The sequence below is a fragment of the Nocardia sp. NPDC088792 genome (genome assembly GCF_044750615.1).
Taxonomy (GTDB): Bacteria; Actinomycetota; Actinomycetes; order Mycobacteriales; family Mycobacteriaceae; genus Nocardia.
Map to the genome: position 1 here is coordinate 355,836 of NZ_JBIVKC010000003.1, position 16,589 is coordinate 372,424.

The 16,589-nt window shown below is 67.6% G+C and carries 14 protein-coding genes; 11 read left to right on the forward strand and 3 right to left on the reverse strand.

Features of this window, described 5'->3' with window-relative positions; genetic code table 11:
• The first annotated feature begins 53 nt into the window (after positions 1-53).
• The 11 genes from ACIP5Y_RS19295 (at position 54) to ACIP5Y_RS19345 (ending at position 13,621) form a co-directional block, all read left to right on the forward strand.
• Positions 54-1,202, forward strand: a complete 1,149-nt coding sequence (locus tag ACIP5Y_RS19295) for a dihydrodipicolinate reductase (protein ID WP_400351615.1) — start codon at positions 54-56, stop codon at positions 1,200-1,202.
• An 82-nt stretch (positions 1,203-1,284) separates the two neighbouring features.
• The gene (locus tag ACIP5Y_RS19300; protein WP_400351616.1) at positions 1,285-2,892 is read left to right on the forward strand and encodes a sigma-54-dependent Fis family transcriptional regulator; all 1,608 of its coding nucleotides are present in this window, start codon (positions 1,285-1,287) and stop codon (positions 2,890-2,892) included.
• Between the two features lie 38 nt (positions 2,893-2,930).
• Complete coding sequence (locus ACIP5Y_RS19305) at positions 2,931-3,245, forward strand: EthD family reductase (protein WP_400351617.1); 315 nt, start codon at positions 2,931-2,933, stop codon at positions 3,243-3,245.
• Positions 3,242-4,738: an aldehyde dehydrogenase family protein gene (locus tag ACIP5Y_RS19310; RefSeq protein WP_400351618.1), complete on the forward strand. Its 1,497-nt coding sequence runs from the start codon at positions 3,242-3,244 to the stop codon at positions 4,736-4,738. Before ACIP5Y_RS19305 ends, ACIP5Y_RS19310 begins: the two co-directional genes overlap by 4 nt.
• 28 nt (positions 4,739-4,766) lie before the next feature.
• Entirely contained in the window at positions 4,767-6,368 is a 1,602-nt protein-coding gene (locus ACIP5Y_RS19315) for a fatty acyl-CoA synthetase (protein ID WP_400351619.1), read from the forward strand.
• A 3-nt stretch (positions 6,369-6,371) separates the two neighbouring features.
• Positions 6,372-8,195, forward strand: a complete 1,824-nt coding sequence (locus ACIP5Y_RS19320) for an FAD-dependent oxidoreductase (protein ID WP_400351620.1) — start codon at positions 6,372-6,374, stop codon at positions 8,193-8,195.
• Between the two features lie 107 nt (positions 8,196-8,302).
• Positions 8,303-9,484, forward strand: coding sequence for a hypothetical protein (locus ACIP5Y_RS19325; RefSeq protein ID WP_400351621.1), 1,182 nt, complete (start codon positions 8,303-8,305; stop codon positions 9,482-9,484).
• Positions 9,485-9,518: 34 nt separating this feature from the next.
• Entirely contained in the window at positions 9,519-11,045 is a 1,527-nt protein-coding gene (locus ACIP5Y_RS19330; protein ID WP_400351622.1) for a carboxylesterase/lipase family protein, read from the forward strand.
• 234 nt (positions 11,046-11,279) lie between these two features.
• Positions 11,280-11,855 (forward strand): hypothetical protein, encoded by a 576-nt coding sequence (locus tag ACIP5Y_RS19335; protein ID WP_400351623.1) that lies wholly within the window; start codon positions 11,280-11,282, stop codon positions 11,853-11,855.
• Positions 11,852-12,589, forward strand: coding sequence for a cobalt-precorrin-6A reductase (locus ACIP5Y_RS19340; RefSeq protein WP_400353798.1), 738 nt, complete (start codon positions 11,852-11,854; stop codon positions 12,587-12,589). Before ACIP5Y_RS19335 ends, ACIP5Y_RS19340 begins: the two co-directional genes overlap by 4 nt.
• A gap of 189 nt (positions 12,590-12,778) precedes the next feature.
• Complete coding sequence (locus tag ACIP5Y_RS19345) at positions 12,779-13,621, forward strand: SAM-dependent methyltransferase (protein WP_400351624.1); 843 nt, start codon at positions 12,779-12,781, stop codon at positions 13,619-13,621.
• 10 nt (positions 13,622-13,631) lie between these two features.
• Here the strand turns inward: ACIP5Y_RS19345 and ACIP5Y_RS19350 are convergent, their stop codons facing one another.
• From ACIP5Y_RS19350 to ACIP5Y_RS19360, 3 genes are read right to left on the reverse strand one after another with little or no spacing between them, the layout of a single operon-like run.
• Positions 13,632-14,177, reverse strand: a complete 546-nt coding sequence (locus ACIP5Y_RS19350; RefSeq protein WP_400351625.1) for a PadR family transcriptional regulator — start codon at positions 14,175-14,177, stop codon at positions 13,632-13,634.
• A gap of 37 nt (positions 14,178-14,214) precedes the next feature.
• The gene (cobJ, locus tag ACIP5Y_RS19355; protein ID WP_400351626.1) at positions 14,215-15,909 is read right to left on the reverse strand and encodes a precorrin-3B C(17)-methyltransferase; all 1,695 of its coding nucleotides are present in this window, start codon (positions 15,907-15,909) and stop codon (positions 14,215-14,217) included.
• Complete coding sequence (locus ACIP5Y_RS19360; RefSeq protein WP_400351627.1) at positions 15,906-16,541, reverse strand: precorrin-8X methylmutase; 636 nt, start codon at positions 16,539-16,541, stop codon at positions 15,906-15,908. Before ACIP5Y_RS19360 ends, cobJ begins: the two co-directional genes overlap by 4 nt.
• Positions 16,542-16,589 lie beyond the last annotated feature (48 nt).

The following is a 16,589-nucleotide window of genomic DNA, read 5'->3' on the forward strand; positions in this document are numbered from 1 at the left end:
CGGCAGTATGTCTCATCAATCTAACAAATATTGCCAGGCTGTATGGAGGCGTGATGATCAAGGTAGCGGTATGGGGCCCAGGGTCGATGGGGTTGATCGCTTTGCGGGCAGTGATCGACCACCCCGAGCTCACGTTGACCGGCCTGGTCGTGCACAGCACCACGAAGGTCGGCGTGGATGCCGGTGCCCTGTGCGGAATTCCGGATACCGGCGTGCGGGCCACCAGCGATCCGGCGACGATCCTGGACGGTGACGCCGAGGTCGTCGTCTACGCCGCGGCGGCGAACCTGCGCCCGGGTGACGCGATCGCCGATATGTCCGCGGCTTTGCGCGCAGGCAAGGACGTGGTCTCGTGTTCGGTTGTCCCCCTGGTATTTCCGGCCGCGGTCGACACCGCACTGACCGAGGAACTGCGCGCGGCGTGCGCCGCGGGCGGCGCGTCGTTCTTCACCACCGGGATCGATCCGGGTTTCGCCAACGACGTGTTGCCGCTGGTGCTGACCGGCATGTCCCGCAATATCGAATCCGTCCGTGTCACCGAGATGTTCAACTACGGCACCTATCCGGACGCGAGCGCCGTCTACGACATTCTCGGTTTCGGCAAGCCGCCGGAGTTCCCGGCGTTCGCCGCCGCGCCAGGGGTTTTCAGCTTCGGCTGGGGTCCGGTGCTGCACCAGCTGGCCGCGGGCCTCGGCGTCGAGATCGAGCGCCTCGCCGAGAGCGTGGAACGGGTACCGGCCGATACCGCCTTCGACACTCCCACCGGACATGTCGGCGCGGGCACCATCGCGGCCATGCGCTCGACGCTGACCGCCTACGTCGACGGCGCCCCGAAACTGGTTGTCGACCATGTCAGCAGAATGCGCGACGATATCGCCCCGGACTGGCCGCAACCGCACATCGCCATCGCCCCAGACGATTTCGGCTGCCCCGGCGTCACCGGCCGTGGGAGCTACCGGGTCGAGATCGAGGGTTCGCCGGCGATGCGCTGCGAACTCGAACTCGCCGAGAACCACGACCACGACCTCGGCGCCCGCGTGGCGGGATCGGTGCGGATGGTCAATGCGATCCCGGCGGTGCGCCGCGCCGCGCCCGGTCTGCTCTCGGCACTCGATCTCCCGCTGGTGACGGGCGCGGGAATGCTTCGCCCGGCCTATGGTCCGGCGCCGGACAGCCGCGTGAACTTCGCCGCCGCGCGCTGACACCCGTGTTCCAGAACTGGACACGGTGGGGTAGCGGATCTCGGCGACGATGAGAACACTCTCCGACGGTGAGGAGCATCCGATGGGGGATGGGCAGCCCGCACTGCGTCCGGTGATCGCCGCGTCCTGGCGACGGGCCGAGCTCGCGGGCCTGGATCCGGGAACACAATTGAGCACTGCGTGCCTGGACACGGTGGACCCCGATTCGAGGCTGATGTGGGCCGCGGTCCCGATCCTCGACGAGATCGGTGCGGCGCTGGAAGGCACCGATTTCGTCACCGTGCTCGCCGATCGTGATTCCAGGCTGCTGGGACTGCGCAGCGGTACGCCCTCGACGCGCACCCGGCTCGAACGGCTGGGGCTGGTGGCGGGCCGTCATCTGCACGAGGACGCGATCGGCACCAATTCCCTCGCGACCGCGGCCGAGGTCGGCGCCGGCGTGCTGGTACAGGGCGCCGAGCACTTCATCGACGAACTCAAACAGTTCAGCTGCTACGGCCATCCGATCTTTCACCCCACGACCCACCGGCTCGAGGGCGTCCTCGACATCACCTGCACCACAGCCGATTCCGGTGCGCTGCTGGTACCCTTCGTGGTCTCCGCGGTGCGCCGGATCGAGGAACGGCTGCTGGCCGGCAGCCGGTGGAACGAGCAGCAGTTGCTCGGCGCGTTTCACGCGACGGTGCTGAGGGACCGCGCCGCGCCCGTGGCGGCCATCGGCCGGGACGTGTTCCTCGCCAACGACGCCGCCGTGGACCTGCTCGACGCCGCCGATCACGCCGTCCTGCGCGGGATCGCGGCCGACCTGCCGCTGGATCGTTCCTGGTTACGCCTCACCCTGAGTTCCGGACGCGCGGTGCGGATTTCGGTGCGACGGGTCGCCGACGGCGCACTGCTGATTTTCCGCGGGGAGGACGAAGCGCCGACGGCGGGCGACCGACTCGCGCACGGACACATCGCGATCTGCGGCGAGATCGGCACCGGACGCACCCGCGCAGCACACGACCTGGTGGGCGCGGGCCAGCGGGTGGCGTGGTTCGACGCCGCCGACACGGTGCTGCCCGAGTACGCGGATTGGCCGGCGCGACTGGCCGGCGCACTCGCGTCCCAGGACGTGGTGGTCGTCGAAGCGGTGCATCTGCTGTCCCGCCCGCTCGCGCACCTGATCGCCGCGATCGTGCGAGAGTCCACCGCGCGGGTGATTCTCACCAGCGCCCCCGCCGATCAGCTGGACTCCGAGCATCACGGGCTACTGGCCCAGTGCGTGCACCGCACCGACCTGGTGCCGCTACGATCACGGCGCGAAGACATTCCGGCCCTGGTGTTGTCGATGCTGGCCGAGCTCTCCGCGCCCCCCGAATTGCGCTGGACGCCTGCCGCATTGGCCGCCCTCGCGGGACACGACTGGCCGGGCAATCTGACCGAGTTGCGGTCGGTGCTGCGGCAGGTGACCCGGACCCGTCGTGTCGGCGATGTCACCGTGCACGATCTGCCGGAGCGATACCGCCATGCCCTGCGGCCCCGCAGCCTGACGCCCATCGAGCGCGCGGAATACGACGCCATCGTCGAAACGCTGCGTGCCACAGCGGGAAACAAGCTGGCCGCGGCGCAACGTCTCGGTATCAGCCGTACCACGTTGTATCGCGCGATCCGCCGCTACGGCATTGTGCCGCCGGTGTCCACAAACTGAACACCGGCAGTCCTGGAATTCATGACATCCTTCGAAATGTGTACCGACTGACCGTATTTTACCCGCACCCCACCGACACCGAGCATTTCCGGACCTATTACGAATCCAAGCATCTGCCACTCGCTCGGCAACTGCCGAATGTGCGCAATGCGACCTACAGTCTCGATATCGCCGGAGTGTCGGGGGAGAGCCCCTATTACGCGCTCTGGGAAGCCGACTTCGATTCGCCGGAAGCGATGGGGGAGGCCCTCGAATCGGCTATCGGGCAACAACTTATCGATGACGTTCCCAACTACGCGACCGGCGGCGCGATCATCGTCCACTACGCGCTGAACGGCGGAGACGACAAATGACAACCATTGAGCACCAATTGCACCCGGAGGTACGGAAATTCCTCGCCGGGCCGCGGCCGCTGCTGATCGACGGCGAGTGGGTACCGGCCGCCTCGGGCAAGACCTTCCCGACCTTCGACCCCGCCTCCGGCGAGGTGCTGGTACAGGTCGCGCACGGGGAGGCCGAGGATATCGCCCGGGCGGTGCGCGCCGCGCGCCGGGCCTTCGAGTCCGGGCCGTGGGGTCGGCTCAAACCCAATCAGCGCGAGCAGCTGCTGTGGCGGGTCGGTGATCTCATCACCGAGCGCGCCGAGGTGTTCGGGCAATTGGAATCCCTCGACAACGGGAAATCGGCGGTGATCGCGCAAATCGTCGACGCCGGCTGGGCGGGGGACATCTTCCGGTACAGCGCGGGGTGGGCGACCAAAATCACCGGAACCACCGTGCAGCCGGCCATGCCGTTCGCGCCCGGCGCCGATTTCCATGCCTATACGCTGCGAGAGCCGCTCGGCGTCGTCGGGCAGATCACCCCGTGGAATTTCCCGCTGCTCATGGCTGCGATGAAAATCGCGCCCGCACTCGCCGCGGGCAATACGGTGATCCTGAAACCGGCCGAAGAGACGCCGCTGACCACGCTGCTGCTCGGAGAGTTGTTCGCGGAGGCCGGTTTTCCACCCGGCGTGGTGAATATCGTGCCGGGATTCGGCGATGCCGGGGCGGTGCTGGCCGCGCATCCCGATGTCGACAAGATCGCCTTCACCGGATCGACCGAAGTAGGCAAGAAAGTCCTCGCGGCCGCCGGCGGCAATCTCAAGAAGGTGTCGCTGGAACTCGGCGGCAAGAGCCCGAATATCGTCTTCGCGGACGCGGATTGGGAGATCGCGGTACCCGGGTCGGTCGACGCGGTGCTGTTCAACCACGGCCAATCGTGCGTGGCGGGGACGCGGTTGTTCGTGGAGGACACCATCTTCGACGATTTCACCGCCGCGGTCGCCGAGGCGGCCGCGCAGGTACAGATCGGTCCCGGCCTGGACCCGGCCACCCAACTGGGGCCGCTCATCTCGCAGGACCAACTCGACCGGGTCACCGGCTATCTGGCACAGGGGCTTTCCGACGGCAGCCGTGCGCTGACCGGTGGCCGCCGCCACGGCGACACCGGCTACTTCGTCGAACCGACCGTGCTGGTGGACGTGCGGCCGGAGATGAGCGTCGTGCGGGAGGAGATCTTCGGCCCCGTAGTGGTCGCGTCACCGTTCGATGCGGAAACCGGTGTGATCGCGGACGCGAACGACTCCATCTACGGTCTCGCCGCGGGGATTTGGACCGGAGACCTGTCGAAGGCCCATCTGACGGCGCGGGCGTTGCGGGCCGGTTCGGTCTGGGTGAACCAGTACAACGGGTTCGACTCGGCGCTGCCGTTCGGCGGCTACAAGCAGTCGGGCTGGGGCCGGGAGCTGGGCGGAGCGCTCGACCTGTATCTGCAGACCAAGGCCGTCAACATCAAGCTCCGCTGACGGATCCCCGCGAAAGGATCACGCTGTCATGGGATTCGTGGAATCCACCGCCGATGTCGTACGGGCTCGCCGGCACGGCCTCGGGGAACTCCTGCACCGGTCGGCCCGCCGATATCCGGACAAGGCTGCGGTGATCGACGGTGAGGTGCGCTTCACCTTCGCCGAGTTCGATGCCGTGGTCGACCGCATCGCGGGCGCGCTCACGGCCCGCGGGCTCGGCAAGGGCGATCGGCTCGCGCTGTTGGCCCGCAACTGCTGGGAGTTCGGCGCGCTGGCGTTCGCGACGGCGCGGCTCGGCGTGGTGCTCGTGCCCGTGAACTTCGCACTCACCGCCCGCGAGGTCGCCTACATCCTCGCCGATGCACAGATCCGGGCGCTGGTGACGCAGGAGCCGCTGCGGCAGACCGCTGCCGCGGCCCTGCGCGAGGCGGGCCTCGCGGGATGTGTGCGGGCGGTGATCGGTGGCGCACCCGCGACGTCGGACTGGGAACCGTTCGCTGCCTGGACCATCGCGGCCATCGAACCGATCGACATCGAGGTCGCCGACGACGATCCGATCCGGTTGATGTACACCTCCGGCACGGAATCCCGTCCCAAGGGCGTGATCAACACCGCCCGCGGGCTCATCACCCAATACGTCAGCTGCCTCGTCGACGGTGAGATGAGCGCGTCCGACATCGAGATCCACAGCTTGCCCATGTATCACTGCGCGCAGCTGGACTGCTTCTTCGGGGTGGACGTCTATCTGGGTGCGACCAGCGTCATCCTGCCCGCGCCGACGCCCGCGCAGGTGCTGGGCGCCATCGAGAAACACCGTGCGACAAAGCTGTTCGCCCCGCCCACGGTGTGGATCGATCTGCTCGCGGCTCCGGAGTTCGCGACGACGGACCTGTCTTCGCTGCGGAAAGGCTATTACGGCGCCTCACCCATGCCGGTGGAGATCCTGCGCGACCTGCGCCGTGAACTGCCCGGTGTGCGACTGTGGAACTTCTACGGGCAGACCGAACTGTCGCCGATGGCCACCATCCTGCGGCCCGAGGAACAGGAATCCCGTGCAGGCAGCGCCGGCCGTCCGGCGCTCAATGTCGAGACCCGGGTCGTCGACGAGGACGGAAATGCGGTGCCGCCCGGCGAGATCGGTGAGATCGTGCACCGCACACCGCATGCCTGTCTCGGCTACTTCAACAAGCCGGACAAGACCGCCGAAGCGTTCCGAGACGGCTGGTTCCACTCCGGCGACCTCGGAATCCTGGACACCGCAGGCTATCTCAGCGTCGTCGACCGGAAGAAGGACATGATCAAGACCGGCGGCGAGAACGTCGCGAGCCGCGAGGTCGAGGAAGCCATCTACGAGATCGACGGGGTGGCCGAGGCGGCCGTCTTCGGTGTCCCGCATCCGAAATGGATCGAGTCGGTGGTGGCCGCGGTGGTCATGAAGCCCGGACAGCCGGTGGATCGCCGGGCTTTCGACGCGCACCTCGCCGTCCGGCTCGCCGGGTACAAGCGGCCGAAATACGTGGTCTTCGTCGACGAACTGCCGAAGAACCCCAGCGGCAAAATCATCAAACGGCAACTCCGGCAGACCTATGCCGGACTGGCGGCGCAAGCCGATGAAAGCAAAAGGAAATGATCTGTGGAATTCTCCCGACGCGCGGTACTGAAGGGGGGACTCACCGCCGGCGGCGTGGCGCTGGCCACGTCCCTGACACGCTCGGTGTCGGCCGCGGACCCGGCGAAAGGCCGGCGGGTCGCGGTGTTCGGGGCGGGCCCCGCGGGCATGACGGCCGCACATGAGCTGGCGGAACGGGGATTTCAGGTCCACGTGTACGAACGGCAGGAACGCCTCGGCGGCATGGTCCGGTCCTACGTCACGCCCGGCGGCGGTACCGGCGGGCGTCCATCGATGCCGACCACCTGTGGCGGGCACTATCTGATCCCGGGCTACGCGAGCCTGCCCGACATGCTGATGCGCATCCCCGACGGCAACGGCCGCAAGGTCATGAACCATCTCACCTCCGCGGCCGGTGCGGACGGCGTCGAGATCGGCCTCGACGGCCGCAAGGTCGGATTCAGCCTGCCGATCACACCCACACAGCTGCAACACTTTTCGTTCGACGACCTGCTGCGATCGGTCGGTCAGGCCGCGGAACTGGTGGGGGATATGTGGCCCTCGGATGCGCCGTTGCTGGCAGGGAAGATCGCGGCACTGGTGAGCAGCGGCCCGCAGCGACAGGCCGCGCAACTGGAGAACATCGACCTGCGGTACGGATTCTTCCGCAGCGAGCTGCTCTCCCCACCGGCAATGAACATGATCCGGGCATTCTCCGACACGATCTCCTGGGATTCGAACGCGCACGGCGTGAGTCCGAGCGCGTACACCAAATTCTGGATCGACCCGGTCGTGCACATGATATTCGGGCGGCGCTCCTGGCCGGGCTTCGATCAGATGAACACCCAGCTGCTCGGGCTCAACGCGATGCTCGACGGTCCCGAGACGGAGATCTGGTTCGATCCCTGGGCCCGCTATCTGCGAGGCCTCGGAGTCACCTTCCACACCCAGCGAACACTGACCGATATCGGCGTCGAGGCGGGCCGCATCGCGGGCGCTACGGTGCGAGATCCCCAGGGCGGCACCGAATCCGTCGACGCCGACTGGTACGTGGTCACCTTGACTCCCAACCAGCTGCTGCCCTTGTTGAGCGCCGAGTTGCTCGCCGCCGACGCGGGCCTGGGCGATATCAACCGGCTCGAATCGGCCGCCGAATCCGGGTTCGAGGTGTATTTTCGCGATCCTCTCCCGTTCGGCCGGATCGCGATCGATTGGAACGATTGGGGCCTGACCCTGGTGGGGTTGTCGACCATCTGGAACCTGAACCTGCAGGACTACGGCGACGGCGGCATGCGCGGCATGATGTCGGTCGAATTCAACAATCACCCCTACTACGACCAGCCGGGCCTGCTCTACGGCAAGCCGATCCGGGAGCTGGGCTACGACCAGGCCTTCGACGAGATCCGCGAACACATCGTGCGGCACCTTCCCGATGGACCAGCGATGTTCTCCGACGGAAATCTCGCCGGCTGGCGGCCACATCCGACCTTGACCTATGCGCACGGATCGGGCTGGACCGTGCCCGACCTGCGTACCGCCGCCGCGCCCGGCACCGCGCAATTCTATCCGGATCAGGTTCGTGCGATCCCCAATCTGTTTCTGGCCGGCGGCTATACGAAGAACTCGACCGGCGGGGACTCCATGGAATCGGCCGCCGAGTCCGGAAAGCGTGCGGCGCAAGCGATTCTGGGCGCATCCGGGGTGAACGAGCACGCGGTATTCGTACCCGACTACAGCCCGCCACCGGAATTGGCCGCACTGCGCGCGGAGGATGACCGCCGCTTCAGCGCCGGTCTCCCCAATGTCTTCGACACGATAGCGCCCGCGCTGATGCCGAAGGCGCAATAGCGCAATTCACCGCCGGCACGCGGCGGATCGGTTTCGAATGAGGATTTACAGTGTCACACAACATGATAAGACCGCCGCGGCGGCACTCGCGGATATCGACCCGGCTGATGACCGTCCTCTGCGCGGCGGCATCGATCATTCTGGCGGCCGCCTTCGAACCGGCGATCACGCAGGCCGACCCGGCGATCCCCGGGTCGCAGGAGTACGAGCCGACCTCCTACGACACCTCCCCGACCCCGCCCGACCGGGCGGCCCGGGTCGCGACGCCGCAGGACACGGCGCTCGATCGGCTGGACGGGGAGATCGCCATCGGCTGGTGGATGCTCAAGAACCCCGCCGACTCTCGGCACTCCCTGCTTGTCATCGAGGCGGAGCCGTTCTGGCCCGCACCGCGCCAGGTCGGGCAGAGCGGAGACTTCGTCTGGTCCGTCGCGGACGAAACGAATTCCGACGCACCGCAATTCCCGTTCATGAACGGGATGTTCTCGCTGCAGGGCGGCCTACCGGGAATACCCGTATCGGCTCGGACTCTATCCGACGGCAAACCGGGACTCCGCTCGGACAGCTTCTCCATCGACTACCTGCCCGACGTCAACAATTGGCACGTCACGGCCCGATCATCAACCGCGGCAGCAGATTTCACCGCCACCGACGTCGTCCCGGGATCCTTCTACAAGATCCCCGTGGCAGGGGAGGGCACCGAGCCCACGAATGTCGACGCCGTCATCAACAGCAGGGTGACGGGCAGCGTCACCTACAACGGCCACACCATCGATGTCGACGGCTGGCGGGGCGAGTACTGGCGCATGAACATGTTCCCCAGCATCGTCGACAGTCAGCTCAATCCGTCCACATCCTGGCGTGGCTGGGAATGGAACGACGTGATGGAGCCGGACGGCGGATCCAGTCAGTACTACGGGATCATCAACCCGGCGGGCCGCTACAGCGGGATCCTCGTCGACGCCCGCCCCGGCGGTACCCGGATGTGCTCGAAGACGACCCTGGAGTTCGGGAACTATTACCACGGCACTCCCCTGTACGGGGACGTCACCCCGCCGTTTCAGCGCTATACGATTCCCGGCTGGATCAAGGTGAAATGTGCTCCCGGAGAAGATGTTCAGATGGAGAAGACGTTCTATCCGGACAGTGTGGACTATGCCGATTTCGGCCTGCTGGACTTCACCGAGATGCCGATCAAGACGGTGCCGGGCTCGTTCGGAAGTTACGAGCACGAGCGCTATACGACCTTCCGGCTGCAGCAATACCTGCCGAGTCCGGGCATCAAGTAGCCTCGCCTTCATCCGGCCCGGAGGAGGATCGACGATGACCGATTCCTGTCAGGTCAGCACGCCCGATGGGATGCTGCGCGGCGGGCCCCTGCCCGGTGGCGGTGCGCTGTTCGCCGGAATCCCGTTCGCCGCCCCACCGCTCGGTTCCTTGCGGCTGCACCCACCACAGCCGCCCCGGCGGTGGCAGGGCGTCCGGGACGCCACCCGCTTTCCCCCCGCCCCGGCGCAACGCCTCTCCGCCCTCGTGCCCGGAGCGGACTCGGACGGCGCCGCCCTGCCCGAGGCGCAGGGTTCCGCCGAGGACTGCCTGTATCTCAACGTCTGGACTCCGGAGCTCACCGGCCGCCGCCCGGTCCTGGTCTGGATCTACGGCGGGGGATTCGACAGCGGCTCGGCGTCACCTCCGATGACCGACGGCGCCGCCCTGTCCAGACTCACCAGCACCGTGGTGGTCGCGATCAACTATCGCGTCGGCGCACTGGGCTTCCTGCACCTGGCCGAACTCGGCGGCCCCGACTGGGCCGGTTGCAGCAATCTGGGCCTGCAGGATCAGGCCGCGGCGCTGCACTGGGTGCGGGACAACATCGCGAGCTTCGGCGGCGATCCGGGCAACATCACCGTCGCCGGCGAGTCCGCGGGCGCATTCTCCATCGGCGCGCACCTTGCCGGCCCGGCTGCCACGGGCACTTTTCATCGCGCGATCCTCAGCAGCGGCAGCACCACCCGGATCTTCGACGCCGCCACCGGCACCGCCATCGCCGCCGATCTGCTGACCGCTCTGCGGCTGGACAAGGTCGAGGACCTGCTCGACGTGCCGGTCGAACGGATTCTCGACGTGCAGAACTCGGTCATCGACACCGACATCGGCCGCCGCAACCTGCCCGGCGGCCGCTCCTGGGGTGTCGTGCTGGACGGTACCGTCGTGCCGCGGCATCCGCAGGAAGCGGTCGCGGACGGCGCCGCCGCCGGGATCGGCCTGCTGATCGGAGCGAACCGGGACGAGATGCGACTGTTCCAGGTCATGCACGGCGCCGCCTACCTCCCCGCCGACGCGAACACGCTGCTCGCCGAGATAGCCACGGCGGGAGTCGCCGACCCCGAACGGTTGCTCACCGCCTATCGTCACCGCTCACCGGAGGCCGGGCTCGCCGACCTGCGCACGCAGTTCCTGACCGATGTCGTATACCGCTTGCCCGCAAGCAGATTGGCCGCCGCCCAGGTCGCCGCCGGGGGCCGGGCACACACATACCTGTTCGCGGCCGAACCTTTCGGCCCTGCCCTCGGCGCCTGCCACGGCGCCGATCTCGCTATGGTGTTCGACAACCTCGACCTCACCGGCTCGGCCACCCCTGAACTCGTCGCGGTCCGTGACGATCTCACCGGAGCCTGGGCCCGCTTCGCCGCCACCGGCGACCCCGGCTGGCCACCCTACGACCCCGGCGCGAGCCCGAACACCCGCCAGTTCGGCGGCACCGCCCGGATGATCACCGAGCCGCCGGCCGACGATGCCTCGGCACATGGAGGTTCGGTTCACGCGGGACCACCCCTTGTCGGCTCATAACCCAGAGTTCGCAGGTCCGACGTTCAGCTGCCCGGCACCTATGTCGCAGGGAAGACAGGCGACAAGCGGCGTGCCAGTGCGCAATTGGGCCATGCGGCCGTTGAAACTTACGACAAAGCTGCGATCTGATGCGGGAGCGGGGGATTCAGAATGAAACGTCTGTAGGTCAACGGTAGGGTGACCGGCGGTGACCTGACTGTTGTCGGGTCCGGTTCTAACTGAATTGGGAGTTCTATGAAGTACACCAAGTTCGTGGCCACCGCATTCGTTGCTGCTGCCGCGACCGGTATTGCGGCGGGCACCGGGTATGCGGCGCCGGCCGATCCGGCTCCGGCCGTGCAGCAGGCTGCTCCGACGGTGCAGGGCACCGATCACGGCGTCGATTACACCGTCGCCGTGAGCAATGCGAACGACATTGTCACTCAGGTGACCGGTGGGCAGTTCAGCCTGGATGCGACGGGTAAGACCGTGCTGCTGAAGAACCAGGCCGGGGATGTCGTCACCCAGGTGCCGCTGGTCGGTGCGCTGGCGGGTAAGCAGTACGGGCTCATCGCCGCTATCGACAATGACGGCAGCAAGCTCACGCTGACCTCGGTGTCGGCGCCGCTGTCCTCCGCACAGGACATCGACTCGCAGGGCTGGTTCTTCAGCGAGCTGCAGCATGCCGCGCTGGGTGGCGTGATCGGTGGCATCCTGGGCGCGTTCCTGTTCGGCATCGGCGCCATTCCGGGCGCGATCATCGGTCTGCTGATCGCCGGCGGTCAGCCGCTGATCGATTCGGGCTCGGCCTACTTCAGCGGTCAGCCCTGAAAACGCTGATACTCGGCGGGACCCGGGAAGCCCGGGAACTGGCCGGCATCGCTTCCGGTGAGCGGGGATTCGAGATCGTTTCCTCGCTCGCCGGGCGCGTACGCGAACCTGTCCTTCCCGTAGGAGAGGTGCGCGTGGGGGGATTCGGGGGCGTGGCGGGGCTGCGGGAATGGCTGGCCGACAATGGTATTCAGGCCGTCATCGATGCCACTCACCCCTTTGCGGGCGGTATGACCGCCAATGCTGCCGCTGCGGCAGCGGGTCTGGGGCTGCCGGTGCTGCATCTGCGCCGTCCGGGCTGGACCGAGCAGTCGGGGGACGACTGGATTCGGGTGCCTGACCTGACCGCCGCCGCGGCCGCAATCGAGACTGCCGCGAGCGAGCGGATATTCCTGACCATCGGCCGGCAGGGAGTGGCCGCGTTCGCGGAGTCGGAACGGTGGTTCCTGATCCGCGCGATCGATCCGCCCGAAGACGCGGTGCCGGCCCGGCATGAACTGCTCTTGGCGCGTGGGCCTTTCAGTGTGTCCGACGAGTCGGAGCTGCTGGCCGATCGGCGTATCGACGCGCTGGTGACCAAGGACAGCGGGGGAGCGCTGACCGAAGCCAAGCTGGAAGCCGCTCGCGGGCTGGGGCTGCCGGTAGTGGTGATCGAGCGGCCGCCGCTACCGGTGGGTGCTCGTCAGGTGGAAACGGCCGCGGCCGCGTGGGATTGGCTGCAACGTCTGCGCTGAATCCGGACGCGCGCCGAGTCTCCGGCGCAGTTAACGAACGCTTGGTATTTGATGCCGATTCCCGGGGTGAGCGCAGTCCTCACCCAATACGCTTGTCGCGTCGCTGTAACTGAGCAGCGTTGTGCTCGGTCAGCGGGTAGCGCGGTGTCGTCGCCATCATGCTGCGAGTCGCAGGGAGGGGCCTACGCCATGTCGAAGAACCGCGGCCGGATCGTTTCGGGCTTACCGTCCGACATCAACTCCGGGCGGCCACACCCGGCCCGCTTCTACGACTATTGGCTGGGTGGCCGGGACAACTACCTACCCGACCGTCAACTGGGTGACGAGATCGCGGCGCACATTCCCGGCATCCGCGCGATGGCACGCGCCAACCGCGCCTTTCTCGGACGCGCGGTGCGTTATGCGATGACCGAGCTGGGCATCACCCAGTTCCTGGATATCGGCACCGGCCTGCCGACCGCGCGCAATGTCCACGAGGTGGCTCAGGATGTGGATCCCGCCGCGAGAATCGTCTACGTGGACAACGATCCGATCGTCCTCGCGCATGCCCGTGCACTCATGTCCAGTACCCCGCAAGGCAGAACCGCCTTCACCTTCGCGGACCTGCGCAAGCCCGAGTCGATCTTGAACGACCCGATCCTCGCGGACACGCTCGACCTGGATCGTCCCGTCGCGATCATGCTGATCGCCGTTCTGATGTACTTCCGCGACGCGGACGATCCACAGAACATCATCGCGCGACTGCTCAGCGCCGTCCCTTCGGGCAGTTGTCTGGCCGTCACCTACCCCACCGCCGACGTCGACCCGAAGGGCGCGACACTGGCCGCGGACGCCTGCGAGCGCGCGGGTATCACCATGGCCCTGCGGTCCCGCGCCGAGGTCGAAACCCTTTTCGCGGGAACCGAACTCGTGGTGCCGGGGGTTGTTCATCTGGAGGATTGGCACCCCGAACTCGCCGAGGCCCCCTTGTTCGAGCCCGAACCGTACTCCGGACCCGCCTGGGCCTACGCCGGTGTGGGACGCAAGCTCTGACGGGGCCGAGTCAGGACAGTCGGCTGGCGCGGTCGAGTAGGTCGGGCAGCCGATCGAACCATTCGAGGACGGCGCGTTCGTAGCGGATGCCGAAGTCGAGGGTGGCGCGTTCGAAGGGGGACATCTGCTGTTCGTCGTGGCCGGAGAGGTAGCGGGCCAGGCGTTGTTCGTGCACGGTGCGGTTGGCGGCGATGATGCGGTCGAGGCGTTCGGTGTCCACGTATTCGCCGAAGGAGATGCTGAGCAGCAGCGGGACGCGGATGGTTTCCGCGCCCGGGTCGCGCGCGATCCATTCGGCGAACGCGTCACGGCCGCTCTCGGTGATGCGGTACGGGGTGCGGTCGCGGGCGCCGGAGCGGCCCTTGTCGACCAGTCCGTTCTGGTGCATGGTGGCGAGTTCGCGGTAGACCTGGCTCTGGGTGATGGTCCAGAAGTCGCCGATGTGGTCCTGGGCCTGGGCGACCAGGTCCCATCCGGACATTTCGCCCCGGTGTAGGAATCCGAGCAGGGACGCGGCCGTCGAGTTGAGCGGGCGTCGTGCATTGTCTTCTGCCACTAACCACTCCTTCCACGCTACGTTCCAAAGTGGAATATTAGTCGCCGTAACGACGTGAGGTGAACACCCGCGGTCCGCCCGGCGCGTCGAACACCGTGGTGGTCGACGCACCCACGATGAGCAGGGTGCGCATATCCACCTCGGCCGGATCCAGCTCCGCCAGCGTGATGACCCGCACCGACTCGGCCGGGCCACCCACATCGCGGCCGATCACCACCGGCGTATCCGGTTTGCGATGCTCCAGAACGAGATCCCGCATCTTCGCGACCTGCCAGGTCCGCTGCGACGAGGCCGGGTTGTAGACGGCGAAGGCCATATCGGCGGAGGCCACCGCGGAAATCCGCTGCGCCACCACCTCCCACGGCTTCAACCGATCCGACAGCGAGATCATCGCGAAATCATGCCCGAGCGGCGCGCCCATCCGGCTCGCCACCGCACTGGCCGCGGTCACACCCGGCAACACCCGCACCGGAACATCGCGCCACTGCGGATCCGCCGATTCTTCGACCACCGCCGCCGCCATGGCGAACACCCCGGGATCCCCGGACGACACCACGACCACCCGGCCGCCCTGCCTGGCCAGATCCAAAGCCATTGCGGCACGCTCGGATTCGACCCGGTTGTCACTGGCATGCCGCCGCTGACCGGGAAGCACCGGCACCCGGTTCACATAGGTCGAATACCCGACGATATCGGTGGCCTCGGCCAGCGCCCGCGACACCTCCGGCGTGGTCCACTCCTCGGCCCCCGGCCCGAGCCCCACCACGACCACTTCACCGACCGACTGAGCCTCGCCGACCGGCTGGGTCCCACTGACCGGCTGGGTCTCGCCGACCGGTTGGGCTGCACTGACCGGCTGGATGTCGCCATCGGTCTGGGTGGTCCCGTCCGACGGCACTTCGCCCGCGAGTTGCCGCGCGCGCGTGTCGGCCTCGGTTGCGATCTGCGCTCGGGCTGCGACGGTTTCGGCTCCGCATTGTTCAGAAACGCTGCCCGTCAGCGGGATTCGCGTCGCGGGTGCGGGTCCCGGCACGACGGCGATCGCGAAGTACGGCACGCTCGCCTCGTCCACGTCGGCCGCGCGCAGGACCCGCTGCTTCGTGCTGCTCGCCCGCTCCACGTAATAGGTGTCGGCGAGCCGTCCCGAATCCGAAAGCGCCTGCCGCACACCCGGATAGGTGCGGCCGAGCTTCATGATGGCGGCCGCGCCGGTGTCGCGCAGCCGCCGGGTGAGCTCCTCGGCGGGCAGGGTCCCGGGCAGGATGGTGAGTACCTGCTCGCCCTCCACCAGCGGAGTGCCCAGGGCGGCCGATGCGGCGCTGACCGAGGTGACGCCGGGAATGATCTCGGTGTCGAAGCGGTCGGCCAGACGGCGGTGCATGTGCATGAAGGAGCTGTAGAACAGCGGATCACCCGCGGCCAGCAGCGCCACCGAGCGGCCCGCCGAAAGGTGTGCTGCCAGTACGGCGGCCGCCTGCTCGTAGAACTCGTCGATTGCGCCCTGATAGCCGCCGGGGTGGTCGGTGGTCTCGGTGGTCACCGGGTAGACCAGGTGTTCCTCCAGCTGTCCCGCCCGCAGGTACGGCTCGGCGATGGCGCGCGAGATGCTGCGCCCGTGTCGTGCGCTGTGGAAGGCGATGACGTCGGCCGCGCCGATGATGCGCGCCGCCTTGACCGTGACCAGTTCCGGATCGCCGGGCCCGAGCCCGACGCCCCACAGTTTGCCGCTCATTCCTGTTCGCTCGCAATCGCATTCAGGGCGGCGGCGGTGATGGCGCTGCCACCTCGGCGGCCACGCACGGTCAGGTATTCGAGGCCGCCGTGTTCGGCGAGCGCCTGCTTCGATTCGGCCGCGCCGATGAATCCGACCGGGATGCCCAGCACGGCAGCGGGCCGCGGGGCGCCGGCATCGATCAGGTCGAGCAGATGGAACAGGGCGGTGGGCGCATTGCCGATGGCGACGACCGCGCCTGCCAGGCGATCACGCCAGAGTTCCAGCGCCGCAGCCGATCTGGTGTTGCCGAGCCCGGCGGCCAGGCCGGGCACGCGTGGATCGTCGAGCAGGCAGAGCACCTCGTTGCCGGCGGGCAGCCGCTTGCGGGTGACGCCCGAGGCGACCATCTTGGCATCGCACAGAATCGGCGCACCGGCCCGCAGCGCGGCCCGCGCCCGCGTCACCACCTCGGCGCTGAAGTCCACATCCGCGGCCAGATCGACCTGTCCGCACGCGTGGATCATGCGCACCACCACCTGCGACACATCCGCCGGGAATCGCGCGAGATCCGCCTCGGCCCGGATTGTCGCGAACGAGCGCCGATAGATCTCGGCCCCGTCGGTGAGGTAGCTGGTGCGCACGTCGGACATGGGTTCCACCCTAATGTTCCGCCTGGGCGCGACCGTGGAGCGGGTAGT

What these genes read in the sequence shown, in the direction of transcription:
- cobJ (WP_400351626.1), bottom strand. Translation starts at nt 15,909, where the DNA reads ATGAGCGGCAAACTGTGGGGCGTCGGGCTCGGGCCCGGCGATCCGGAA.
- ACIP5Y_RS19335 (WP_400351623.1), top strand. Translation starts at nt 11,280, where the DNA reads ATGAAGTACACCAAGTTCGTGGCCACCGCATTCGTTGCTGCTGCCGCG.
- ACIP5Y_RS19315 (WP_400351619.1), top strand. Translation starts at nt 4,767, where the DNA reads ATGGGATTCGTGGAATCCACCGCCGATGTCGTACGGGCTCGCCGGCAC.
- ACIP5Y_RS19295 (WP_400351615.1), top strand. Translation starts at nt 54, where the DNA reads ATGATCAAGGTAGCGGTATGGGGCCCAGGGTCGATGGGGTTGATCGCT.
- ACIP5Y_RS19300 (WP_400351616.1), top strand. Translation starts at nt 1,285, where the DNA reads ATGGGGGATGGGCAGCCCGCACTGCGTCCGGTGATCGCCGCGTCCTGG.
- ACIP5Y_RS19325 (WP_400351621.1), top strand. Translation starts at nt 8,303, where the DNA reads ATGACCGTCCTCTGCGCGGCGGCATCGATCATTCTGGCGGCCGCCTTC.
- ACIP5Y_RS19360 (WP_400351627.1), bottom strand. Translation starts at nt 16,541, where the DNA reads ATGTCCGACGTGCGCACCAGCTACCTCACCGACGGGGCCGAGATCTAT.
- ACIP5Y_RS19310 (WP_400351618.1), top strand. Translation starts at nt 3,242, where the DNA reads ATGACAACCATTGAGCACCAATTGCACCCGGAGGTACGGAAATTCCTC.
- ACIP5Y_RS19330 (WP_400351622.1), top strand. Translation starts at nt 9,519, where the DNA reads ATGACCGATTCCTGTCAGGTCAGCACGCCCGATGGGATGCTGCGCGGC.
- ACIP5Y_RS19345 (WP_400351624.1), top strand. Translation starts at nt 12,779, where the DNA reads ATGTCGAAGAACCGCGGCCGGATCGTTTCGGGCTTACCGTCCGACATC.